General features: G+C 73.7%; 19 protein-coding genes. 8 read left to right on the top strand and 11 right to left on the bottom strand.

The features are described from left to right. Positions 1-40: 40 nt before the first annotated feature. A complete protein-coding gene (gene proS, locus ACQ452_RS07175; RefSeq protein WP_433391307.1) occupies positions 41-1,447 on the bottom strand; it encodes a proline--tRNA ligase in 1,407 nt (468 codons plus the stop codon). A 105-nt stretch (positions 1,448-1,552) separates the two neighbouring features. Here proS and ACQ452_RS07170 point away from each other — a divergent pair, with 105 nt between their 5' ends. Further along, positions 1,553-2,158, top strand: coding sequence for a TetR family transcriptional regulator (locus ACQ452_RS07170; RefSeq protein WP_433391305.1), 606 nt, complete (start codon positions 1,553-1,555; stop codon positions 2,156-2,158). A 60-nt stretch (positions 2,159-2,218) separates the two neighbouring features. Here ACQ452_RS07170 and ACQ452_RS07165 read toward each other — a convergent pair whose 3' ends face one another. The 7 genes from ACQ452_RS07165 to ftsY all read right to left on the bottom strand — a co-directional run bounded on the left by ACQ452_RS07165 (position 2,219) and on the right by ftsY (position 11,582). Then, positions 2,219-3,298 (bottom strand): amidohydrolase family protein, encoded by a 1,080-nt coding sequence (locus tag ACQ452_RS07165; RefSeq protein WP_433391302.1) that lies wholly within the window; start codon positions 3,296-3,298, stop codon positions 2,219-2,221. Positions 3,299-3,473: 175 nt separating this feature from the next. Beyond that, positions 3,474-5,033: a signal recognition particle protein gene (ffh, locus tag ACQ452_RS07160; protein ID WP_433391298.1), complete on the bottom strand. Its 1,560-nt coding sequence runs from the start codon at positions 5,031-5,033 to the stop codon at positions 3,474-3,476. A 171-nt stretch (positions 5,034-5,204) separates the two neighbouring features. After that, on the bottom strand, positions 5,205-7,541 hold the full coding sequence (locus tag ACQ452_RS07155) for a [protein-PII] uridylyltransferase (RefSeq protein WP_433391295.1): 2,337 nt from the start codon (positions 7,539-7,541) through the stop codon (positions 5,205-5,207). 13 nt (positions 7,542-7,554) lie between these two features. Continuing rightward, positions 7,555-7,893 carry a P-II family nitrogen regulator gene (locus ACQ452_RS07150; RefSeq protein WP_358035936.1) on the bottom strand — a complete coding sequence of 113 codons (339 nt, stop codon included), beginning with the start codon at positions 7,891-7,893 and terminating at the stop codon, positions 7,555-7,557. Between the two features lie 25 nt (positions 7,894-7,918). Further along, positions 7,919-9,334, bottom strand: coding sequence for an ammonium transporter (locus tag ACQ452_RS07145; RefSeq protein WP_433391292.1), 1,416 nt, complete (start codon positions 9,332-9,334; stop codon positions 7,919-7,921). A 186-nt stretch (positions 9,335-9,520) separates the two neighbouring features. Further along, the gene (locus ACQ452_RS07140) at positions 9,521-10,384 is read right to left on the bottom strand and encodes a phosphotransferase (protein ID WP_433391290.1); all 864 of its coding nucleotides are present in this window, start codon (positions 10,382-10,384) and stop codon (positions 9,521-9,523) included. 7 nt (positions 10,385-10,391) lie between these two features. Then, positions 10,392-11,582 carry a signal recognition particle-docking protein FtsY gene (gene ftsY, locus ACQ452_RS07135; RefSeq protein ID WP_433391287.1) on the bottom strand — a complete coding sequence of 397 codons (1,191 nt, stop codon included), beginning with the start codon at positions 11,580-11,582 and terminating at the stop codon, positions 10,392-10,394. Positions 11,583-11,731: 149 nt separating this feature from the next. Between ftsY and ACQ452_RS07130 the strand changes: the two genes are divergently transcribed. The 5 genes from ACQ452_RS07130 (at position 11,732) to ACQ452_RS07110 (ending at position 16,341) form a co-directional block, all read left to right on the top strand. Next, entirely contained in the window at positions 11,732-13,444 is a 1,713-nt protein-coding gene (locus tag ACQ452_RS07130) for an alkaline phosphatase D family protein (protein ID WP_433391284.1), read from the top strand. Positions 13,445-13,868: 424 nt separating this feature from the next. Next, positions 13,869-14,051 (top strand): hypothetical protein, encoded by a 183-nt coding sequence (locus ACQ452_RS07125; protein WP_433391282.1) that lies wholly within the window; start codon positions 13,869-13,871, stop codon positions 14,049-14,051. After that, on the top strand, positions 14,051-15,244 hold the full coding sequence (locus ACQ452_RS07120; protein WP_433391279.1) for an N-acetylmuramoyl-L-alanine amidase: 1,194 nt from the start codon (positions 14,051-14,053) through the stop codon (positions 15,242-15,244). Before ACQ452_RS07125 ends, ACQ452_RS07120 begins: the two co-directional genes overlap by 1 nt. Positions 15,245-15,466: 222 nt before the next feature. Next, positions 15,467-15,988: a DinB family protein gene (locus ACQ452_RS07115; RefSeq protein WP_433391276.1), complete on the top strand. Its 522-nt coding sequence runs from the start codon at positions 15,467-15,469 to the stop codon at positions 15,986-15,988. Positions 15,989-16,110: 122 nt separating this feature from the next. Then, positions 16,111-16,341, top strand: a complete 231-nt coding sequence (locus ACQ452_RS07110; RefSeq protein WP_433391273.1) for a DUF2188 domain-containing protein — start codon at positions 16,111-16,113, stop codon at positions 16,339-16,341. Positions 16,342-16,418: 77 nt separating this feature from the next. Here the strand turns inward: ACQ452_RS07110 and ACQ452_RS07105 are convergent, their stop codons facing one another. From ACQ452_RS07105 to ACQ452_RS07095, 3 genes are all read right to left on the bottom strand, one after another. Further along, positions 16,419-17,045, bottom strand: a complete 627-nt coding sequence (locus tag ACQ452_RS07105) for an HAD family hydrolase (RefSeq protein WP_433391270.1) — start codon at positions 17,043-17,045, stop codon at positions 16,419-16,421. Beyond that, on the bottom strand, positions 17,045-20,659 hold the full coding sequence (gene smc / locus ACQ452_RS07100) for a chromosome segregation protein SMC (protein ID WP_433391267.1): 3,615 nt from the start codon (positions 20,657-20,659) through the stop codon (positions 17,045-17,047). The genes ACQ452_RS07105 and smc overlap by 1 nt, the downstream gene beginning before the upstream one ends. 351 nt (positions 20,660-21,010) lie before the next feature. Further along, positions 21,011-21,205: a hypothetical protein gene (locus ACQ452_RS07095; RefSeq protein ID WP_091096806.1), complete on the bottom strand. Its 195-nt coding sequence runs from the start codon at positions 21,203-21,205 to the stop codon at positions 21,011-21,013. Positions 21,206-21,578: 373 nt separating this feature from the next. Here ACQ452_RS07095 and ACQ452_RS07090 point away from each other — a divergent pair, with 373 nt between their 5' ends. Both ACQ452_RS07090 and ACQ452_RS07085 read left to right on the top strand, forming a co-directional pair. Beyond that, entirely contained in the window at positions 21,579-22,694 is a 1,116-nt protein-coding gene (locus tag ACQ452_RS07090; protein WP_433391263.1) for a CAP domain-containing protein, read from the top strand. 104 nt (positions 22,695-22,798) lie between these two features. Next, positions 22,799-23,641 (top strand): endo alpha-1,4 polygalactosaminidase, encoded by an 843-nt coding sequence (locus ACQ452_RS07085; RefSeq protein WP_433391260.1) that lies wholly within the window; start codon positions 22,799-22,801, stop codon positions 23,639-23,641. Positions 23,642-23,657 lie beyond the last annotated feature (16 nt).

The raw sequence follows: 23,657 nt of genomic DNA, 5'->3' as shown, positions 1-23,657 counted from the left end.
CACCGCCCCGGGCATGGACGAAGGGGCCCCCGCCCCGCGCTCAGTACGCGCGGGCCAGGATGGCGATCAGGTCGGGCTCGTCCTCGTTGTCGGGCACCGAGCCGTCGGCGCGCAGCAGGCAGCGCACCGTGACGCCCTGCCCGTTGGCCTCCGCCTCGCCCTGCGCCCCGACCGCCGACCACGGCACCCGGGCCCAGCCGGTGGCCGACGCCTCGATCGCCTCGGCCAGGGTCGACACCTCGACGGTGTGGGACTCGCGGTGGGCGAGCGCCTGGTCGTGCAGGGTCCGTTGGTCGGCTTCGAGGGCGGCCAGCACGGCGGCGACCACGTCGGCCACGGGCGTCGGGGACTTCGAGCCGTCCGTACGCCGGACCACGACCGCGTTGCCGGCCGCCAGGTCGCGGGGGCCGACCTCGACGCGTACCGGGTAGCCCCGCAGCTCGGCGTCGACGGCCCGGCGGCCGAACGGGGTGTCGGTGCGGTCGTCGAGCGCGACCCGGACCCCGGCGTCGCGCAGGCCGTCGCGCAGCTTGGCCGCCGCCTCACCGACGCCCTCGCCGGCCTTGACCACCATGACGTACGCCTGCACGGGCGCCAGCTTCGGCGGCACCCGCAGGCCGTTGTCGTCGCCGTGGCACATGATGAGGCCGCCGAGCAACCGGGTGGAGGTGCCCCAGGAGGTCGTCCACGCGTGCTCCCGGCCGCCCTCGGCCGAGGAGTAGCTGATGTCGAACGCCTTGGCGAAGTTCTGCCCCAGCTCGTGGCTGGTGCCGAGCTGGAGGGCCTTGCCGTCACCCATCATGCCTTCGCAGGTGAAGGTGGCGGTCGCGCCGGCGAAGCGCTCGCGGGCCGTCTTGAGGCCGACGACCACCGGGATGCCGAGCACGTTGACCATCAGGTCCTCGTACGCCTCGTGCAGGATGCGCCGGGCGTAGGCCTGCGCGTCGGAGCGGGTGGCGTGCGCGGTGTGCCCCTCCTGCCAGAGGAACTCGCTGGTGCGCAGGAAGATCCGGGGGCGCAGCTCCCAGCGGACCACGTTGGCCCACTGGTTGAGCAGCAGCGGCAGGTCGCGGTAGGAGTCGATCCACTTGGCCATGAACTCGCCGATGACGGTCTCGCTGGTGGGGCGCACCACGATCGGCTCGGCGAGCTGTTTGCCGCCGCCGTGGGTGACCACCGCGAGTTCCGGCGAGAAACCCTCGACGTGTTCGGCCTCGCGCTTGAGGTAGCTCTCCGGGATGAAGAGCGGGAAGTACGCGTTCTCCGCGCCCGCCGCCTTGATCCGGGCGTCCATCTCGGCCTGCACCCGTTCCCAGATGGCGTAGCCGGCCGGGCGGATGACCATGGTCCCCCGGACCGGGCCGTTGTCGGCCAGCTTCGCCTTGGCGATCAGGTCCTGGTACCAGCGGGGAAAGTCCTCCGCACGGGGAGTGAGCACGCGTGCCATGACCGCAGATCCTATGCGGCGGCCGGCGGGCCGCCGTCATCGGGCGCGAGATCGCGACGTTGCGCCGTGACAGTCGGTGCGGAGGGTCATTAGGATTCGACCACCATGAGCGAGGCGAGGGACGGCATCCGTTCGCGGGAGGCGATCGTCGAGGCCGCCCGGGCCCTGACCGTCGCGACCGGCTGGGACGGCGTCCGGATGGGTGCCGTCGCGCGCACGGCGGGTGTGAGCCGCCAGACGGTCTACAACGAGTTCGGCAGCAAGGCGGGGCTGGCGGAGGCGCTCGCCCGGCGGGAGATCGACAGGTTCGTCGAGGACGTGCGCACCCTGCTGGCCGCCCATCGCGACGACGTCCGGGCCGCCGCGCACGCCACCATCTCGCACACCCTCAGGGCGGCGGTCGGCGACCCGCTGATCAAGGCCGTCCTGACCAGCAACCGGGGCAGCTCGGACGAGCTGCTGCCCTATCTCACCACCCGCTCGGAGCTGGTGCTGACCGCGGCCACCGACGTGCTGCTGGAGTGGGCCGACGGCGTGCTGCCGGGTGCCGACCGGGCCGCGGTCGCCGCCGCCACGGACTCGGTGGTGCGGCTGATCATCAGCCACATCGTCCTGCCCGGCGCCCCGGTCGAGCAGACCGCCGCCGCCCTCGCCGATCTGGCGGTCTACCTCCTGCTGCACGCGGTCACCCAGGCGTCCGGCGCCGACTGACGACCCCGCCCGGCGGCACCGCGACACCGGCGGAGGCACCGGTCCACCGCCCGGCACGGCTCAGCGGACGACGCGACCGCGCAGCACGATGCGGGCGGGGTCGCGCACGGCGCGCAGGTCGGCGCGCGGGTCCTCGGCATAGACGACGAGGTCCGCCAGGCCGCCCTCGACCAGCCCGGGGAAGCCGAGCCACTCGCGGGCCCGCCAGGAGGCGGCGGCGAGCACGTCCGTGGTCGTCATGCCGGCCTGCTCGTGCAGCAGCAGCATCTCGTCCGCGGCGAGGCCGTGGTCGATGCCGCCGCCCGCGTCCGTCCCCACGTAGATCGGCACCCCGGCCTCGTACGCGGAGCGCACCACCTCGGGGAAGCGGTCGCGCAGGGCGAGCATGTGCTCGGCGTAGCCGGGGAACTTCGCCCGGGCCTGCTCGGCGATCCCGCCGAAGGTCCGAATGTTGATCATCGTGGGGACGAGGGCGGTGCCCCGCCGGGCCATCTCGTCGACCAGGTCCAGGCTGAGGCCGGTGCCGTGCTCCACCGAGTCCACCCCGGCGCGCACCATGATCTCGACGGCCGACTCGGAGAAGGTGTGCACGGCCGCGCGTACCCCGGCGGCGTGCGCGGCCCGGACGGCGGCCGTCATGGTGTCGGCGTCCCAGGCCGGGGCGAGGTCGCCGACGCCCCGGTCGATCCAGTCGCCGACCAGCTTCACCCAGCCGTTGCCGGCGCGCGCCTGCGCGGTGACGGTCGCGGCGACCTCCGCCGCGCCGACCTCGATCCCGATGTCGCGCAGGTAGCGCTTCGGCGGCGCGACGTGCCGACCCGCGCGGGCCAGCCGCGGCAGGTCGGGCTCGTCGTCGAGTTCCGGATACGGGTACGGCGACCCGGCGTCGCGGATCGCGAGGACTCCCGCGTCCCGGTCGGTGCGGGCCAGCGCGCGGGCCTGGTCGAGCGACGTGATCGGGGCGCCGCCCCGGGCGATGCCGAGGTGGCAGTGCGCGTCGATCAGGCCGGGCAGCACGAAGCCGCCGTCGGCGATGGTCTGCGCGCCGGCGACGGGGGTGAAGGTCACCCGGTCGCCGACCAGCCACAGGTCGCGGACCTCGTCGTCGGGCAGCACCACGCCGCGTACGTGCCAGGCCATGCGTCCTCCGTCCGCCCGCGAAGCCGGTTCGCCGTCATTCTCCCCGTTGGACGCCGGCCGGCGCGGATCGGGGCGGGCGGGCAACCGCCGGACGACGTGCCGGTGGGCCGCCGTGCCGGTGGGCGGTCAGGTCGACCACCCGGTACGCGACGTCACCCACCGCCAGCGACCCGCCTCAGCGGGGTCGGCCGTCGCCGCCCTTGCCGAGCTTGTTGAAGTCGATCTTCGGCAGCTTGAAGCCCGGGGGCAGGCCCTGGCCGCCGGCCAGGTCGTTCGGGTCCATCCCCGGGGGGAGCTGCGGCATCCCGCCCGGGAAGCCGCCCGGCAGCTGGGCGCCCGCCCCGGCGCGCGGCCGGTTGCCGCCCTTGGTGCCCTTGCGCTTGTTCTTCGGCGACTTGGTCGCCTTGCGCCGGCCGCCGCCGGGCAGGCCCATCATGCCGCCCATCTGCTTCATCATCTTCTGCGCCTCGACGAAGCGGTTGAGCAGCTGGTTGACGTCCATCACCGTCACGCCGGAGCCGTTGGCGATGCGGGCCCGCCGGGAACCATTGATGATCTTGGGAGTGGTGCGCTCGGCGGGGGTCATCGACCGGATGATCGCGGTGACCCGGTCGAAGTGCTTGTCGTCCAGCTCGGAGAGCTGGTCCTTCATCTGCCCCATGCCCGGCATCATGGCCAGCACGTTGGCGATCGGGCCCATCCGCCGGACCGCGATGAGCTGGTCGAGGAAGTCCTCCAGGGTGAACTGCTCACCGCCCATCAGCTTGGCGGTCATCTTGTCCTTCTGATCGGTGTCGAAGGCCTGCTCGGCCTGCTCGATCAGAGTGAGGACGTCGCCCATGCCGAGGATCCGGCTGGCCATCCGGTCGGGGTGGAAGACGTCGAAGTCCTCCAGCTTCTCGCCGGTGGAGGCGAAGAGGATCGGCTGCCCGGTGACGTGCCGGACCGACAGCGCGGCGCCGCCGCGGGCGTCGCCGTCGAGCTTCGAGAGGACCACGCCGGTGATGCCCACGCCGTCGCGGAACGCCTCGGCGGTGCGTACCGCGTCCTGACCGACCATGGCGTCGATGACGAAGATGACCTCGTCCGGGTCGACCGCGTCGCGGATGTCGGCGGCCTGCCGCATCATCTCGGCGTCGATGCCGAGCCGGCCGGCGGTGTCGACGATGACGATGTCGCGGGCGGCCCGCTTCGCGTGCTCGATCGAGGCGCGCGCCACCTGCACCGGGTCGCCGGTGCCGTTGCCGGGCTCGGGGGCGTACACCTCCACGCCGGCGCGGCCACCGAGCACCTGGAGCTGCCCGACGGCGTTGGGACGCTGGAGGTCGGCGGCGACCAGCAGCGGCTGGTGGCCCTGCGCCTTGAGCCAGCGGGCCAGCTTGCCGGCGAGGGTGGTCTTACCGGAACCCTGCAGGCCGGCGAGCATGATCACCGTGGGCGGCTGCTTGGCGAACTGGAGCCGGCGCCCCTCGCCGCCGAGGATGTTGATCAGTTCCTCGTTGACGATCTTGATGATCTGCTGCGCCGGGTTGAGCGCCTGGGAGACCTCGGCGCCGCGCGCCCGCTCCTTGACGTTGGCGATGAAGCCCTTGACTACCGGCAGCGCGACGTCCGCCTCCAGCAGCGCGAGACGGATCTCGCGCGCGGTGGCGTCGATGTCGGCGTCGGTGAGCCGGCCCTTGCCGCGGAGCTTGGTGAAGATCCCGGACAGGCGGTCACTCAAGGTGTCAAACACGCGAACATCCCGTTTGTCAGTGTTCCGGCGGGCACATCGGCGACCGGGCGAGGTGTCCGGTCACCGCTAGGGTAGCCGGCCCGACCGCACGACCGCTCCGGGCCGGGCACAGCCGGCGGCCGGCGCCGACCACCAGGCGGTGGGACCCGTGCCCGGCCGGGGCACGCCCCCTCACACCGCGGCCAGCACGGCCGACTCCAGGCGGGCCCGGGTGTCCTCGGCCGGCCAGCCGCCGACGAGATAGAAGACGTCCACCACGTCACCGCCGAGGGTGCAGATGCGGGCCGCCCGCACCTGGGCGCCGGCCTCGTCGAGGGCGCGGGTCACCCGGTAGAGCAGGCCGGTAGCGTCCGCCGCACGCAGTTCCAGCAGCACGGCGTCGGTGGCCGCCTCCCGGTGCCACACCACCCTCGGCGCCGCCCCGTCGGCCCGCGCCGCCAGGGTCCGGCCGCTCAGCCGCCGGACGACCGAGACGTCGCCACGCACCGCGCGGCGCAGGTCGGCGCCGAGGGCGACGGGGTCGGGCGCGAGGCCGTAGCGGGGCTGCACCCGGCACTCGACCAGGGCGCGGCCGTCGACCGTGGTGGCGTCGGCGGAGACCACCTCCAGCCGGTGCAGGGCCAGGCAGCCCGCCACCGTCGCGAGCAGGCCGCGCCGGTCCGCCGCGGCCACCGCCACCCGGTCCCCCGCCAGCCGTACGACCGGCAGGGCCCCCGCCAGCAGCGCCGGATCCGGGGCGGGCGGGCCGGGTGGCACTCCCGTGTCCCACGTGGTGCGCACCCGGGCGACCAGCTCGGCGACCAGCCGGCCCTTCCAGGGCGACCAGGCGGCCGGCCCGGTGGCGGCGGCGTCGGCGCGGACCAGGGCGTGCAGCAGGTCCAGCGTGGTCGCCTCGCCGACCCGCTCGGCCACCCCGGCGATGGTCACCGGGTCGGCGAGGTCCCGCCGGGTCGCCACGTCGGGCAGGAGCAGGTGCAGCCGGACCAGCGTGCCGATCAGCGCCACCTCCGGGGCGGGCAGGCCGATCCGGGCGGCCACCGCCTCGGCCAGCGGCGCCCCGACGGTGCTGTGGTCTCCCGGCAGCCCCTTGCCGACGTCGTGCAGCAGGGCGCCGAGCAGCAGCAGGTCGGGGCGGTCCACCTCCCGGGTGTACCGGCTGGCCTCCGACGCGGTCTGCACGAGGTGCCGGTCGAGGGTGAACCGGTGCACCGGGTTGTGCTGCGGGAGGCTGCGCAGCCGGGTCCACTCGGGCAGCCAGCCCTCGATCAGCCCGTACCGGTCGCAGGTCTCCCAGGCCGGCACCAGGCCGGGGCCGGCGCCGAGCAGGGTGACCAGCGCGGCCCGGGCCTCGGCCGGCCACGGCGCCGGCAGCGGCGGGCAGTACGCGGCCAGCCACTCGCAGGTGGCCCGGGCGATCGGCAGCCGGGTGACGGCCGCGGCGGCGGCGACCCGCAGCGACAGGCTCGGCTCGGGTCGCGCCCCGATGGCGGTGCGGGCCAGCACCAGCTCGCCGTCGTGCTCGACGACGTCCCGGGCGACCGGTCGGCGCGGTGCACGCCCGTCGGCGCCCCGGCGACGGCCGGCGCGCAGCCGGTCGGCGGCGCGGAAGGCGTCGTCGAGGGCGTGGCTGACGGTCCGGGCGTCCCCGGCGACGCGGCGCAGCAGCGCGTCGCCGTCACCGTCGCTTGCGGCCTCCCGCCCGCCGACCGACACCGGCCGGGTGGTGTCGGTCGCACCGGGTGGGGGTCGGCGCAGTCCGAGCAGCGCGGCGACGCCGTCGCGTTCCTGGGCGACGAGCCGGTCGACCCGGCGGCCGACCTGCCGGTGCAGCGCGTCGCGGGTGTCCAGCAGCCGCAGGTGGGCGGCGCGGACGGCGGGGCGCAGCGCGTCGGTGATCTGCGCGATGGCGATCGCCCGCAGGATGCCCACGTCACGCAACCCGCCGGCCGCCTCCTTCAGGTCGCCCTCCAGCAGGAACGCCAGTTCGCCGTGGGCCGCCCAACGGGCGGCGGTGATCTCCCGCAGCGCCGGGAGCTGCCGCACGGCGTTACGCCGCCACTGGTCGGTGGCGGTGCCGACGAGCGTCCCCGCGAGGGCGGCGTCCCCGGCGACGAATCGCGCGTCGAGCAGCCCGAGGGCCACCTTCACGTCGTCCCGGGCGACGGCGAGCGCCTCGGCGACGGTGCGCACGGAGTGGTCCAGCCGCAGCCCGGCGTCCCACACCGGATACCAGAGCGAGGCGGCCAGTTCGTCCACGCCGGGCACCCCGGCGTGCAGCAGGACGAGGTCGAGGTCGCCGTGCGGGGCGCACTGCCGGCGGCCCAGCCCGCCGACGGCGAGCAGCGCCACCCCGGGCCGCGGCGGCAACAGCCCGCGCAGCCACCTGTCGTACGCGTCGGCCCGCGCCGCCCGCGCCGCCTCCCCGACGCCGCCGACCTCGCCGACCGGGGGGGCCGGCACCCCGTTCCCGGTGTGTTCCGACGCGCTCTCCCTGGTCGACGAGGTCATGTTCGGCTGCCGGTCAGAGCGCGTCGAGGCCGCGCTCGCCGGTGCGGACCCGGACGACCTCCTCGACGCCGGTCACCCAGACCTTCCCGTCGCCGATCTTGCCGGTCCGGGCGGCGCCGACGACGGCGTCCACGATCTTGTCGACGTCGATCTCGTCGGTGAGCACCTCCACCCGGATCTTGGGCAGGAACTCGACCGTGTACTCGGCACCCCGGTAGACCTCGGTGTGCCCCTTCTGCCGGCCGTAGCCCTGAACCTCGCTGACGGTCAGGCCGGCCACGCCGAGGGCGTGCAGGGCCTCCTTCACCGCGTCCAGTTGGTACGGCTTGATGACCGCGGTCACCAGCTTCATGTCCAACCCCTCCATCCCAGGAACGTTAACCGGCGATCTTCTCGTCGACGGGTGCGGCGGCCTTCTCGTCGGCCACCTCGGCCGGCTCCGTCACCGGCCTGGTGCCGGCCAGCCCGGCCATGGCGAACGCGCCGGCACCGCCGCTGCCGGCGGACGGCGACAGGTCGTAGCCACTCTCGGCGTGCTCGGCGATGTCGATGCCGTCGACCTCGGCCTCGGCCCGGACCCGGAAGCCGATCGTCTTCTCGATGCCGAAGGCGAGCACCCAGGCCACCGCGAAGGACCAGGCGGTGACGATCAGGCCGGCCAGCGCCTGTCGACCGAGCTGGGTCAGCCCGCCACCGTAGAAGAGCCCGTCGGAGGCTCCGATGACGTCGGTGATCGCGCCGTTGACCGAGTTGGTGGCGAACAGGCCGAGCCAGAGCGAGCCGATCCAGCCGCCCACGAAGTGCACGCCGACCACGTCGAGCGAGTCGTCGTAGCCGAGCCGGTACTTGAGGCTGATCGCCAGCGCGCAGACGGCCCCGGCCACGAGACCGAGCAGCACCGCCGCCCAGGGCGCGACGAAGCCGCAGGCCGGCGTGATGGCGACCAAGCCGGCGACGGCACCGGACGAGGCGCCGACCAGCGTCGGCTTCCGATCCTTGATCCACTCGACGACGATCCAGCCGAGCACCGCCGCGGCCGTGGCGAGCTGGGTGTTGATGAACGCCAGGCCGGCGACCGAGTCGACGGTCAGCTCGGAACCGGCGTTGAAGCCGAACCAACCGAACCAGAGCAGCCCGGCGCCGAGCGCGACGAGCGGGATGTTGTGCGGCTTCATGCCCTCCCGGGGCCAGCCGAGCCGCTTGCCCAGCACCAGCGCCAGGGCCAGGGCCGCGGCACCGGCGTTGATGTGCACGGCGGTGCCGCCGGCGAAGTCGAGCGCGTGCAGGTCGCCGCCGATGATGCCGCCGCCCCACACCCAGTGCGCGACCGGGAAGTAGACGAGCGTCGCCCAGCCGAAGGCGAACAGCAGCCACCCGGCGAACTTCGCCCGGTCGGAGACCGCGCCGCTGATCAGCGCGACGGTGATCACCGCGAACATCATCTGGAAGGCCATGAAGACGTAGAGCGGCACGCCGATGCCGCTCGGGTTCTCCGCCGTCGCGCCCCAGAGGTCGGTCTCGGCGAGGAACGTCCTGGTGCCGAGGTAGGCGCCCGGGTCGCCCCAGAGGCCGTTGACATCGCTGCCGAACGCGATGCTGAAACCGTAGAACCACCACAAGACAGAAATGAGCCCGATCGCGGAGAAGCTCATCATCATCATGTTCAATACGCCCTTGGCCCGGTTCAGGCCGCCGTAGAACAGCGCCAATCCGGGCGTCATGAGCAGCACGAGCGCCGTCGACACCAGCAACCACACGGTGTTGCCGGAGTCGATCGTGGGTGCCTCAGGCACGCTGGCCTCCTAAAGGTGAAGTCCCTCCTTCCCGGCTTCCGGGGCAGCGTCGCCCGTACGCCGGATGGGCGGAAGCCTGCTGGCTTCCTGTTTCCCCCAGCGTCACCCGTCGATTTCCGGACGATGACGGGTTGTTTCGGACGTGTGAAGAGAACCTCACCGCCGGGGCACGGCGGCACGGACCGGTCAGCGCAGCGCGTACTCGAGGGCGTTGCGTTCGTAGTCGAGCAGCCGCAGGTCCCGCATCGGCCGGCGCAGGTGCCCCTTGTGCACGATCCGGACGAAGGCCGGCTCACCGGCGGCGGCCATCCGGCGGATGCCCTCCACGTGGTCCACGATCCGCTTGCGGATGGTGCGGATCAGCCGGTGCCGGTCCCGGGGGATCAGCCCGTACGCGTCGGCGAAGAGGCGCAGCCGGCGCGGCCGGTCGGGGTGCTTCCAGCCGAGCGTGATCGAGTCCCGGTCGGCGAAGATCGGCACCCAGGTCCAGGCCGCGTACGCCACGTCGTAGATCCGGGCGCCCGGCGAGGCGAGGTCGAAGTCGATCAGCCCGAGGGTGCCGTCGGGCCGCCAGATGACGTTGTGCGGGGCGGCGTCGTGGTGGCACACGACCTCGGTGTCCGGCGGCGGGGGGCCGAACGAGCGCCACACCGCGCCGGGCGGCGGGACGAAGCCGTACTGGGCGTCGTGGAACATCCGGAGCATGGTGGCGACGGTCACCAGCGCCTCGTCGGTGACCCAGTGCGGGGCCAGCGGGTATTCTCCGCACTCCCCCTCCAGGTACGACAGGACCTCCCGGTTGCGCTCGTCCATGCCCAGCGCGCGGGGAGCGCCGGTGAACCCGACGTACTCCAGGTGGCGCAGGAGGGCGTGCACGGAGGGCGTCCACGGCCCGGCGTTGCGCCGGACCGTGTCGCCGACGCGGACCACGGTGCTGACGTTCCCGCCGTGCAGCGGGATCTCCTGTGAAGTCACGTACGGTCTCCCGAGGCGCGGCGACGGGTGGCTGGGGTCGCGCCACCCGGCGTAGGCGCGATCGTCGGTCGTCACTGCGAGGTTACGCGTCCCGGGCGAGCGGCTCGGTGCCGAGCAGCGCGTCGACGAACTGCGCGGGGTCGAACGGGGCCAGGTCGTCCTTGCCCTCGCCGAGCCCGACCAGCTTCACCGGGATGCCCAGCTTGCGCTGCACGGCGATCACGATGCCGCCCTTGGCGGTGCCGTCGAGCTTGGTGAGCACGACGCCGGTCACGTTCACCACCTCGGTGAAGACCCGGGCCTGCTCCAGCCCGTTCTGGCCGGTGGTGGCGTCGAGGATCAGCAGCGTCTCGTCGATGGGGCCGTGCTTCTCGACCACCCGCTTGACCTTGCCCAGCTCGTCCATCAGGCCGATCTTGTTCTGCAACCGGCCGGCGGTGTCGATCAACACGGTGTCGACGCCCGTGTCGATGCCCCGCCGGACGGCGTCGAAGGCCACGCTGGCCGGGTCGGCCGCCTCCGGGCCGCGGACGGTCTCCGCGCCGACCCGCCCGCCCCAGGTCTCGAGCTGGTCCGCGGCGGCGGCCCGGAAGGTGTCGGCGGCGCCGAGCAGCACGCTGCGGCCGTCGGCGACGAGCACCCGGGCGATCTTGCCGCAGGTGGTGGTCTTGCCCGCGCCGTTGACGCCCACCACCAGCAGCACGGCGGGCACGCCCTCCTTGGGCGCGGTCCGCAGCGACCGGTCGAGGGTGGGGTCGAGCGCGTTGACCAGTTCGGCGGCGAGCAGGGCGTGCAGCTCGCCGGCGGAACGGGTGCCGAGGACCCGGGTCCGCTCGCGCAGCCGGTCGACGATCTCGCGGGTGGCGTCGATGCCGACGTCGGCGGTGATGAGGCTGTCCTCGATCTCCTCCCAGGCGTCCTCGTCGAGGTGGTCGCGGCCGAGCAGGCCGAGCAGGCTCTTGCCGAAGACGTTCTGCGAGCGCGACAGCCGCGAGCGCAGCCGGACCAGCCGCCCGGCGGTCGGCTCGGGGACCTCCACCGCCGGGGCCGGGGCCGGGGCCTGCACCGGCGGTTCCACCAGGACCCCGGTGGACAGTTCCGCCTCCGGCGCCTCCACCGGCGGGCCGGCGAGGTCCTCCTCGGCCCGGGTCTCGACCTCCGTCTCGGGCAGCGGTGGTTCCGGTCGCCGCCGCAGCCGCGGCACGACCAGCCCGATGCCGCCAAGGATCAGCACGCCCAGCAGGGCGAGCGCGATGAGGAGGTATTCGGTCATGCCGGAATCCTGTCAGATGCCGGCGGGACTGTCCCAGCCACCGCTCCCGGCCGGTCCGCGCGGGGCGACAGTACGCTCGGTCACAGCCAGCAGTGGTGCGACCGCCGGCCGGGTAGTAAAGATGAAGTCCGCTCACCTGGAGGTCGACCATGCCCGCGGCACAATTGCTCATCGGCCCGCTGCTGCGCAGGGTCGTCGGCACGCGGGCAACCGTCTGGGTCGAGACCAGCGCGCCCGCCGTGGTGACCGTCCGCACCGCCGACGGCGCCGGCGGCACCGCGCCCACCTTCTCGGCGTACGAGCACCACTACGCCCTCGTCGTGGTGGAGGGGCTCAGCCCGGACAGCGTCACCAGCTACGAGGTGCTCGTCGACGACGAGATCGCCTGGCCGGTGTCGAAGAGCACGTTCCCGCCCAGCGTGATCCGCACCCGGGCGGCCGACGACCTCGACCAGCCCGTCCGGTTGGTCTTCGGCTCCTGCCGGGAGACCACCCAGCACGCGACCACCCGGCGGCTGCCCCCGGACGCGCTCGACGCGTACGCCCGGCGGCTGATGGCCGAGCCGGACGGCGCCGACCTGCCGGACCTGCTGGTGCTGCTCGGCGACCAGGTCTACGCCGACGTGACCTCCCCCACCGTGCGGCGGCTGCTGAAGCGACGCCGGCGGCGCCCCAAGGGCGCGCCGAGCGACCAGGTGGTCAGCTTCGACGAGTACACGAAGCTCTACCTGGAGTCGTGGCGGGACCCGGAGATCCGTTGGCTGTTCTCCACCGTCCCCAGCGTGATGATCTTCGACGACCACGAGGTCATCGACGACTGGAACACCTCCGCCTCCTGGCGGTCCGACATGCGCGAGGAGCCCTGGTGGGCGGAGCGCATCGCCAGCGGCCTCGCCTCGTACTGGGTCTACCAGCACCTGGGCAACCTCTCCCCCGACGAGATCGCCGCCGACCCGGTCTACGCCAAGGTCAGCGCCGCCGAGGACGCCACCGGTGTGCTGCGCGAGTTCGGGCAGCGGGTCGACACCGAGGCCGACCTCGCGCACGACACCGAGCGGTGGCGTGCCGTGCAGTACCAGTGGAGCTACGCGCTGGACCTGGGCCGCACCCGGCTGGTCATGCTGGACAACCGGTGCAGCCGGGTGCTGGAGCCCGGCCAGCGGGCCATGTTGCCCCCGGGCGAGTGGTCGTGGTTCCTCGACCGGGCCCACGGCGTCTACGACCACCTGGTGGTCGGCGCGTCCCTGCCCTGGCTGCTGCCACCGGGCATCCACCACGTGGAGGCGTGGAACGAGAAGCTGGCCGACTCGCGGCGACCGTGGGTGGCCCGGCTGGCCGAAAACCTGCGCCGCGGGCTGGACCTGGAGCACTGGGCGGCGTTCCGCCGCTCCTTCGACGCGCTCGGCGCGCTCTTCGCCCGCCTCGGCAGCGGCACCCCCGGCACCCCCGGCGAGCGGGTCGGGGCCGGCCCGGCGTACGCGCCACCGGCGTCGATCAGCGTGCTCTCCGGCGACGTGCACCACTCGTACGTGGCACGGGCCCGCTTCGACGACCCGGACGTGGTCACCCCCGTGCACCAGCTCACCTGCTCGCCCATCCACAACCAGGTGCCCGCCGGGCTGCGCCCGCTGATGAAGCTGGGCTGGTCGCCCGGGCCCTCCGGGGCCACCCGCGCCCTCGCCCGCACCGCCGGGGTACGCCGCCCGCCGTTGCGGTGGAAGCGGCTGGCCGGGCCGTACTTCGGCAACGCGGTCGCCACGCTGGTGCACGCCGGGCGGGCGGCCGAGGTGACCATCGAGGGCACCACCAGCGACGGCCACCTGCGCGAGGTGATGCGGCAACGCCTCACCCCCGGCGGCTGATCCCGCGCCGAGGGCGGACGCGGGCGTCTCGCCGGTCGGCCCCGCCGCGGCGACGAGGACGACGCCGCCGCGGCGGGCGAACGGTGGGGGTTCCAAGCCATTGACCCGCGACTTTTCCCTTTCCCCACGCTTTGGCGTGCGGGAATCCGCTACCAACCGAACGGTCGATGCCGAAACGAGGCATTCGACCGCGATCATTCATTCATGTTTCACCGGAACGGGGCTTTCACGTCGCCGACCACCTGCGGGCCGGGGGCGTCGCCGTCGTCACCTGAGGGGAAGTTTTCCCAGGTAGAGCCATCGCCAGCGCCCTCGGCTCCCGCACCGGCGCCGGCGCGTCTGCAACCGAACCGGCATACACATTTCATTGACCCCCGCCATGTCCGGCGGGGGTCACATTTGTATTGAAGGGATGGTTTGCATCGTGGCAATCACCAAGACCCACGAGACGGATCGGGTATCGCCCCGCGGCCTGCTACGGACCGTCAGTCGACGTGGCCTGATCGCCGCCGTACCCGCCGTCGTGGTGGGGCAGGCGTTGGTCGCCGGGCCGGCGCTCGCGCAACCCCGCGCCGTCGAGTGCCTCGCCGACCTCGGGGCCGCGTGATGGGGATCCCCTGGCTCGCCGACGTCCTGCGGGCGGCCGGCGTCGCGGTCGTGGAGGAGGGCAACTGGCGTGCCCGTGGCGTCAGCGGCGCGTTCGCCCCGATCGGGGTGCTGTGGCACCACACCGCCGCGACGTCGAGCCCGAGCCGGCCCGCGCCGGCGTTGGGCGTCTGCATCAACGGCCGGTCCGACCTGCCCGGTCCGCTGTGCCACGCGCTCGTGGACTACCACGGGGTGTTCCACCTGATCTCCGCCAACCGCGCCAACCACGCCGGCAACAGCCGGGGCAGCGGACCCATCCCGGCGGGCAGCGGCAACACGATGCTGATCGGGTGGGAGATCGACTACAACGGTGTCAACCAGGCGATGACCCAGGCTCAGTACAACGCGTCCGTCGCGGCCACCGCCGCGGTGCTGCGCACGCTGGGCCGCGACGCCAGCTACGCCAGAGGCCACCGCGAGACCAGCACCACCGGAAAGATCGACCCTTCCTTCATCGACCTCGACGCGATGCGCCGCGACGTCGCCGCCGCCATGGCGGGCGGCCCGGGCGGCGGCTCGGGCGCCGGCCCCATCTTCCACCAGGTCCGCAACCCCAACCGCAGCTGGAGCGGCTTCCAACCCATCAGCGGCTACAACACCACCACCCCCGCCGCCGGCAAGGACATCGCCATCACCGCCATGCCCGACGGCTCCGCCCAGATGCTCATGATCGGCGCCGACAACGGCGTCTACCACAAGATCCGCCACCCCAACGGCACCTGGGACGCCCTCCAGCCCCTCACCGGCGTCGGCACCCCCACCACAGCCGCCGGCAACCGCGTCAGCATCGCCGGCATGCCCGACGGCTCCGCCCAGGTCCTCATCGTCGGCGCGAACAACGGCATCTTCCACCAGGTCCGCAACCCCAACCGCACCTGGAGCGGCTTCCAACCCATCAGCGGCTACAACACCACCACCCCCGCCGCCGGCAAGGACATCGCCATCACCGCCATGCCCGACGGCTCCGCCCAGATGCTCATGATCGGCGCCGACAACGGCGTCTACCACAAGATCCGCCACCCCAACGGCACCTGGGACGCCCTCCAGCCCCTCACCGGCGTCGGCACCCCCACCACAGCCGCCGGCAGCAACGTCAGCATCGCCGGCATGCCCGACGGCTCCGCCCAGGTCCTCATCGTCGGCAGAGGTTGACGAGACGCTCCCGGGCTGAGGGCTGACCGCCCGCGACCCGGAGCGCCACCCGCGTCGGGGTACGGCCACGCACGGCCGTACCCCGGCCCACCCGCACACCGCCCCCGCGCCGCCGGCGCCGGGCCGGTCGGCCGCACGCCGCTTCGGCCGCACGCCGCTTCGGCCGCACGCCGCTCGGAAACCAGTCGTGCCTTCGGGGATCACCGGGCGAGGATGACCGGCATGACCTGGCGAGCACCGGAGATCACCCGGACCCACGAGCCCTACGTCGGCGACGAGCGCACCATGCTGGAGGGCTGGCTGGACTACCACCGGCAGACGCTGTTGCTCAAGTGCGCCGGGCTGACCGACGCGCAGTTGCGGACGCCGAGCGTCGAGCCCTCCGGGCTCACCCTGCTCGGCCTGGTCCGGCACATGGCCGAGGTGGAGGCCTGGTGGTTCCGGGACCGCTTCGCCGGTGAGCGGGTCGACTACCCCTACTTCACGCCGGAGCACCCGGACGCCGACCACGACGTCAGCGCCGCCGACGCCGAGGCCGACTTCGCCACGTACCACCGGGAGGTCGCGCTGGCCCGCGCCGCCACCGTCGGCCGGTCGCTCGACGAGACCTTCACCGAGGCCGGCCCGAAGCGCCGGACGTTCAACCTGCGCTGGGTCTACGTGCACCTGATCGAGGAGTACGCCCGACACAACGGCCACGCCGACCTGATCCGCGAGCGCATCGACGGCCGCACCGGCGAGTAGCCGCCACGTCGCCGTCGACCCCGGGCGCGGCGGGGCGGTTGTTTGGCGCCGGCCGATCCCGGCAAGTAGGTAGCGGAGACGCTCGACACGCGCAAGCAGAGTTCGAGGCAGGAGGGGTTGGCATGACCAAGGGCGACATCGACACCTACCACGAGGACGGCCAGTGGAAGAACCGCGCGGAGGGCAACCAGCAGGCCAGCAGCACCCATGACGCCAAGGACGAGGCGCAGGCCCGGGGCCGCGAGATGGCGGCCGACCGCGGCGTCGAGCACGTGATCAAGAAGCAGGACGGCACGATCGGGGAGAAGAACACCTACCCCCGCAGCCGGGACCCGCGCGACATCCCGGGCTGAGCGCGACACCGCATTGCCACGCACCGCGAGGGGCCGGCCAGGTGGCCGGCCCCTCGCGGTGCGGTACGCCAACCGGGTCAGGCGGCCGTCGCCAACGCCGCCCGCAGGTAACGCAGCTCGCCCGGCCCGGTCCACCGCAGCGCCGACAGACCGGCGGCGCGGGCACCCCGGATCGCCCAGTCCTCGTCGTCGACGAAGAGCACCCGGGCCGGCGGGGTGTCCAGGGCCGCGCACGCCGCCTGGAAGTACTCCTTCGACGGCTTGTTCACCCCGATCTCGGACGAGTTGACCACCGCGTCGAACTCGCCGAGCAGGCCGAGCGCGGCGAGGTCGGCGTCGAGCAGGTCCGTGGCGTTCGTGCCGAGCCCGACCCGGATGCCGCCCGCCCGCGCCTCACGGACGAAGGCGAGCACCTCCGGGTCCACCTCACCTCGGTAGCGCTGCCACTGCTCCACGGCGGCCCGGGCCCGCTCGGGGCTGCCCACCGATTGGGTCAGCGCGTCGGCGACGCTGGTCATCCAGTCGGCGTGGCTCACCCGGCCGGTCAGCACCGGCTGGAGCCGCCCCCACTGCATGGCGATCTCGGTGAGCACACCTTCGGCCAGGCCGTACTCCCGCTCCACCCCGGCCGCCACCGCCGGATCCCACCGGCGCAGCACGCCGTCGAAATCCACCAGGAGCGCCGTCGCCCGTTCCCGACCCACTACTCGTTCTCCTCGCCGCGGCCACGCCGCTCGTCGTCGGTGCCGGCCCGGTTGAGCCGTTGGCTGATCACCTGGGTCACCCCGTTGCGCATCGTCACGCCGTACAGGGCGTCGGCGACCTCCATCGTCCGCTTCTGGTGCGTGATGACGATGAGCTGGCTCTTCTCCCGCAACTGGGCCAGCAGCGTGATCAGCCGGCCCAGGTTCACGTCGTCGAGCGCCGCCTCCACCTCGTCCATGATGTAGAACGGGCTGGGCCGGGCGCGGAAGATGGCCACCAGCATCGCCACCGCGGTCAGCGAACGCTCGCCGCCGGAGAGCAGCGACAGCCGCTTGATCTTCTTGCCCGGCGGGCGGGCCTCCACCTCGACGCCGGTGGCGAGCAGGTCGTCGGGGTCGGTGAGGATGAGCCGTCCCTCGCCGCCGGGGAAGAGCACGGTGAAGACCTGCTGGAACTCCCGCGCGGTGTCGGCGAACGCGCTGGCGAAGACCGCCAGGATCCGGTCGTCGACGTCCCGGACCACGGTGAGCAGGTCGCGGCGGGTGGCCTTGAGGTCCTCGAGCTGCTCCGACAGGAACTTGTAGCGCTCCTCCAGCGCGGCGAACTCCTCCAACGCCAACGGGTTGACCTTGCCGAGCAGGGTCAGCTCCCGTTCCGCCTTCGCGGCCCGCTTCTCCTGCACCGGGCGCTCGTAGCGGACCGGCTCGGGCACCGGCAGGCCGTCGCGTTCCGCCGCCGCGACGTCGGCCTGGGTGGGCGGGACGGGCTGGGTCGGGCCGTACTCGGCGACGAGGGTCTGCACGTCCAGCCCGAAGTCCTCGGCGGCCTTCGCCTCCAACTGCTCGATGCGCAGCCGCTGCTCGGCGCGCGCCACCTCGTCCCGGTGCACCTGGCCGGTCAGCCGTTCCAGTTCCGCGCCGAACCGCTTGGCCGCGCCGCGTACCTCCTGGAGTTCGGCCTCGCGGGCGGCGCGTTCGCGCGCCACGGCGTCGCGGTGCTCCTCGGCCGCCGCGATGGAGGTGACCAACCGGGCCAGGGCCGCCCGGGCGCCGCCCGCCACGGCCCGGGCGATCCCCGCGCCCCGGGTGCGCGCCGCCCGCCGCGCCGCCGCGCGTTCCCGCGCGGCCCGCTCGGCGACGGCCTGCCGGCGCAGCGAGTCCGCGCGGCCGGCGATCGAGGAGACCCGCTCCTCGGCGGTACGCACCGCGAGCCGGACCTCCATCTCGTTCTGCCGCGCCTGCGGCACCATCGCGGCGAGTTGGTCGCGTTCCTCGGTGGAGGGTTCCGCGTCCACCGGGGTCACCTCGGCCAGCCGCAGCCGCTCCGCCAGCTCGGCCAGGGTGAGCAGGTCCCGTTCCCGGGCGGCCTCCGCGCGGGACCGGGACTCGCCGAGCCGGTCGGTCTCCGCCTTCGCGGAGCGGGCCGCGGCCCCCAGCTCGGCCAGCCGCCGGGCGGCGGCGTTGCGGTGGCTCTCCGCCTCCCGCTTGGCGGCGGTGGCGTGCTGCACCGTCTCCTTGGCGGCGCTCACCTCGGCGCGGGCGTCGACAAGTTGCTCGCGCAGTTCCGCGCCGGCCTGCTCGGCGGCGAGCCGGTTCGACCGGGCCTCCTCGACGGCGGCCTGCACCTCGATGAAGCTGGGCGCCCTGGCCGACCCGCCGGCCGCCGCGTACGCGCCGACCACGTCCCCGTCGGGGGTGACGGCGCGCAGCTCCGGGTTGCCGGCGACCACCTCGGCCGCCGCCGCGAGGTCGTCGACCAGCACCACGTCACGCAGCGCCCGGTGCACCGCCGGGCGGAGCTGCGCCGAGCACTCCACCAGGTCGGGCGCCCAGCGGGCGCCGTCGGGCAGCTTCGGCCGCAACGCGTCGACCGGGGCGTCCATGCCCGGCCCGGCGGGGCTGCCCACCAGCAGGCCGGCGCGGCCCGCGTCGGAGATCTTCAGCATCCGCATCGCCTCGACGGCCTCGTCGACGCCGCTGACGGCGACGGCGTCGGCGAGACCACCGAGCGCGGCGGCCAGCGCGGTCTCCTGACCGGGGGCGACGGTGAGCAGCCCGGCCAGGCTGCCGAGCAGGCCGGAAACCTCGTCGGCGCGGGCCAGCAGCGCCCCGGCCCCGTCCTTGCGGCGCAGGCCGAGGGCGAGCGCCTCCTCCCGGGCCTTGCAGGTGGCGGCGTCCTTCTCCGTCGCCCGTTCCGCGTCGGTCAGCGACCGCACGGTGGCCTGCGCCCGTTCCTGCGCGGCGACCGCCTCGGCGTGCCGGGCGTCGAGGTCGGCGTTGTCCCGGTCCGCCTCGGTGGACTGCTCGGCGACCGCGTCGAGATCGGCCTGCGCCTGCTCGGCGCGGGCCAGCGCGTCGGCGTGCGCGGCGGCGAGCCGTTCGATCTCCTCGCCGGCGCTGGTGGTCCGCGCGCGAGCGGAGTTGACCTGCCCGGTCAGCCGGGCCAACCCCTCCCGCCGGTCGGCGATCGCCTTGGCCGCGGCCACCAGCTCGCGTTCGGCGGCGGCGAGCTGGCGTTCCAGGTCCTGGCGGTGCTCGACGGCCTCCGCCAGCCGGATCTGGTCGTCGGTGAGCGCGGCGCGCAGCTCCTCCTCCTGCTCGCGGACGTGCTCGGCCTCGGCCTCCAACTGGTCGGGGTCGCGACCGGGGCGCTCGTCGTCTCCGCTGGCGCTGAGGTGCCGCAGCCGTTCCCGGGCGAGCTGTTCGATGGAGCGGAACCGCTCGGCGAGGGCGGAGAGCTTGTACCAGGTGTCCTGCGCGGCGGCCAGCAGCGGCGCGTCCTCGGCGAGCGCCGCCTCCAGCTCGCCCAGCCGCGCCTGCACCTCGGTGTGCTCGGCCTCGACCTGCACACGCCGCTGGCGCACCGCGGTCTCGTCGGCGATCTCCCGGTCGAGCGTGGCGCGCAGGGTGGCCAGGTCGTCGGCGAGCAGCCGCAGCCGGGCGTCGCGCAGGTTGGCCTGGATGGCGGCGGCGCGGCGGGCCACCTCCGCCTGCCGGCCCAGCGGCTTGAGCTGGCGGCGCAGCTCGGCCGTGAGGTCGGTCAAGCGGTTGAGATTTGTCTGCATCGCGTCGAGCTTCCGCAGCGCCTTCTCCTTGCGCTTGCGGTGCTTGAGGACGCCGGCCGCCTCCTCGATGAACGCCCGCCGGTCCTCCGGCTTGGCGTGCAGCATCCCGTCGAGCCGCCCCTGGCCGACGATGATGTGCATCTCCCGGCCGATGCCGGAGTCCGACAGCAGCTCCTGGATGTCGAGCAGCCGGCAGGTGTCGCCGTTGATCTCGTACTCGCTCTCGCCGGAGCGGAACATCCGGCGGGTGATCGACACCTCGGTGTACTCGATCGGCAGCGCACCGTCGGTGTTGTCGATCGTGAGGGTCACCTCGGCCCGGCCCAGCGGGGCCCGCCCGGCGGTGCCGGCGAAGATGACGTCCTCCATCTTGCCGCCACGCAGGGCCTTGGCGCCCTGCTCGCCGAGCACCCAGGCGATGGCGTCGACGACGTTGGACTTGCCGGAGCCGTTCGGGCCGACCACGCAGGTGATGCCCGGTTCCAGCTTCAGCGTCGTCGCGGAGGCGAAGGACTTGAAGCCCTTCACCGTCAGGCTCTTGAGATGCACCTTCTCGATCCTCGTCCGGTGGCCGCCGTACCGTCGCCGGCTGCGCGGACCTGGGTGAACCCGCAGACTAACCCGCGACCGGCGGCCACCCGGCACGCGACCCGCCCGCCGGCCGCCGGGGCCCACCGGGCGGCGCGGAGTCGATCGACCGGCGCGAACGCGCCCGCCCGACCTTCCCCCGGCCGCAGCGGACCTCGGACCGAAGCCGAAAAGAATTCTTCGGGCCGAATCGCACAAGATCGCGAATTGACGCCACGGAAAAGGACGCGGACAGTACTGCGCGCCGGCACAGAAGTGTCGGCGCGCTCTTTCTGCGTGATGCGATTCAGTTTTTCCGATCCGATCCGGAGATCAGGTCAGCGCGGGCTCGGCCAGACGGAGCAGATCATCCGCCTCCGCCGCAGCCGCCGCGAGCCGATCATTCTCGGCACGCAGCCGCGTGATCTCGAACTCCAGAGCCCGAACCGTGGCACGCAGTCGGGTGACCTCGTCGAGCAGGCGCCGGTCGGGCGCCGCGCCTACGTGGCCGTACAGGGCCTTAGCCATCGTGACTCCTTGATATGCGCTGCCGGAAGGGCCGGCCAACGCGCGCCCATTGTGTCCGCGACTGTCACCCCAGGCGATTCTGGGCATGACCGGGCGCGACTGGCGACACCTACATATTGAGCCGACATCCCCTCCTTCGTCAAGTTGTCGCAGGCCGTAGATCATTTCTACGTCGACCTGTCCACTTGTCGGGGGGCTGCCACAAGGCGCGGACACACTCTGTCCGGACGTCCTGACTCTACGCCCCGAAACCGGGAACCCCGCATCCTCCCGTCCGACTTCCCCTTAACTCTTCCTTAGCCACGTTGCCGCTATTCACACCCGCCACGTAGCGTCACCCCGGCCCACGAGCGAACCCCTTGGAGGCACAGGCGTGTACGGCTGGACCGACCCGAACGACCCGGACGGCACCCCCCGGCGCCCCGAGCAGCCCTCGGACCCGAGGCCGCCGACCTGGCCCTCCCGCCGCCCGGAGCCCCGGTCCGCCTACCTGTTCGGCGACGACCCGGAGCAGCCCGCCGAGGGGTGGCACCGCGACCGGCCGGCCGCGTCGGGCGACCAGTGGCCGACCGACTCCGGCAGGCTGGGCGGCGAGCCCCACCGGGCGGAGCCCCACCGGGCCGCCGACTGGCCCGCCGGCGCGTGGCCGGGCGGCGAACCGACCGCCCCCATCGACGTCACCGCGCTGCGGGCCGCCCCGACCGGGACGCCGCGGGTCACGGACGACAGCCGGCACCGTTCCCGCCGGCGCTTCTCCCCGCCGATCCTTATCGGGGGCGCCGCCGCAGCCGCCACGCTGGTGGTGAGCCTCGGGGTGGGCGCGATCGCGCTGAACGGCGAGGACTCTCGGACCGAGCCGACCTCCGCCGCCCCGGTCGCCGCCGCCCCGGTGCCGCCGGGCGTCGAGCCGGCACCCGGCGACGCGCTGGCCCCGCCCTCCGCGAGCGCCACCCCGAGCGCCACCCCGAGCACCGCCCGACCCACCCCGTCGGCCACGAAGACCACCCGGCCCGCGCCGTCGCGTACCAGCGCGCCCTCGCGGCAGAGCACCCAGCGGAGCACGGCACCGGCTGCCACCGCCACCAAGAACACGGTCGGCAGCGGAGTCAGCAGCCAGGCCCGCGAGGTGGTCAGGCTGGTCAACGCCGAGCGCACCAAGGCGGGCTGCGGCGCGGTCGGCATCGACGACAAGCTGACGACCGCCGCCCAGCGGCACAGCAAGGACCAGGCCGACCACCGGAACATGTCGCACACCGGCAGCGACGGCAGCAACGTCGGAACCCGGCTGGGCCGGGTCGGCTACGCCTGGCGCACCTACGGCGAGAACGTCGCCTGGAACCAGCAGACGCCGGCCGCCGTCATGCAGGCCTGGATGAACAGCCCCGGCCACCGGAAGAACATCCTGAACTGCGCCTTCACCGAGATCGGCGTCGGCGTCGCCAACAGCAACGGGCCGTACTGGACGCAGGTCTTCGCCGCGCCACGCTGAACGCGAGTCGTGACCGGGTCCGCGCTCGTTTGACGGGGTGAGGTACGCCGACGGCGTACCCGCCTCGGGCGGTGTGCGGCCGCCCGCGACCTGCGGAGCTGCCGATGCGGATCCGGCCGCGTACGCGCACCGCCCGGCGGGTTCCGCCCGGGATCCTGCCGGCCTGCGTCGCGCTCGCGCTGCTGAGCGTGGTCGCCGCCTGCCGGGTGGACCTCACCCCGACCGGCGCCCCGATCACCTGGCCGGCGGCGTCGGCCGACCGCTGGCGGTGGCAGTGGCAGCTCAGCGGTGTGCTGGACCCGACCGTCGAGGCCGACGTGTTCCTGCTCGACCCGGTCACCACCACCGCCGCGCAGACCGCCGAGCTGCGCTCCCGGGACCGCCGGCTGGTCTGCCAGGTGCCCGTCGGCTCCGTCCTGCCGACCGACCCGGACGCGGACCGCTTCCCGGCCGTCGTGCGGGGCGCGGCGGCACCCCGGCCGCAGAGCCGCTGGCTCGACGTACGGCAGTGGGACGCGCTGCGTCCGGTGCTGGCCGACCGGTTCCGGCTCTGCCGCGGCAAGGGCTTCGGGGCGGTCGCGCTGGCCGACGCCGACGGGTACGCCAGCCGCTCCGGCTTTCCGCTCACCTTCGACGACCAACTGCGGTTCAACCGCCGGCTGGCCGAGCTGGCCCGTTCGCTGGGCCTCTCCCCCGGCCTGGTCAACGACCTGGAGCAGGTGGCCGCCCTGGCCCCGGACTTCGACTTCGCCGTCAACGAGGAGTGCGTCCGGCTCGACCGGTGCGCCCGACTGCTGCCGTTCGTCGAGGCGGGCAAGCCGGTGTTCCACGTGGAGTACGCCGGCTCGACGACGGACTTCTGCGTCACCACGATGGGCTACGGCTTCTCCTCGATCCGCAAGCAACGCGCGCTCGACGCGTGGCGGATCCCCTGCCCGGCGCCGTGAGCGCCACGTGCCGGCG

Origin of the sequence: Micromonospora sp. KLBMP9576 (genome assembly GCF_050941805.1) — a bacterium.
Taxonomy (GTDB): domain Bacteria; phylum Actinomycetota; class Actinomycetes; order Mycobacteriales; family Micromonosporaceae; genus Micromonospora.
This window is presented reverse-complemented; position numbering and strand designations above follow the sequence as displayed.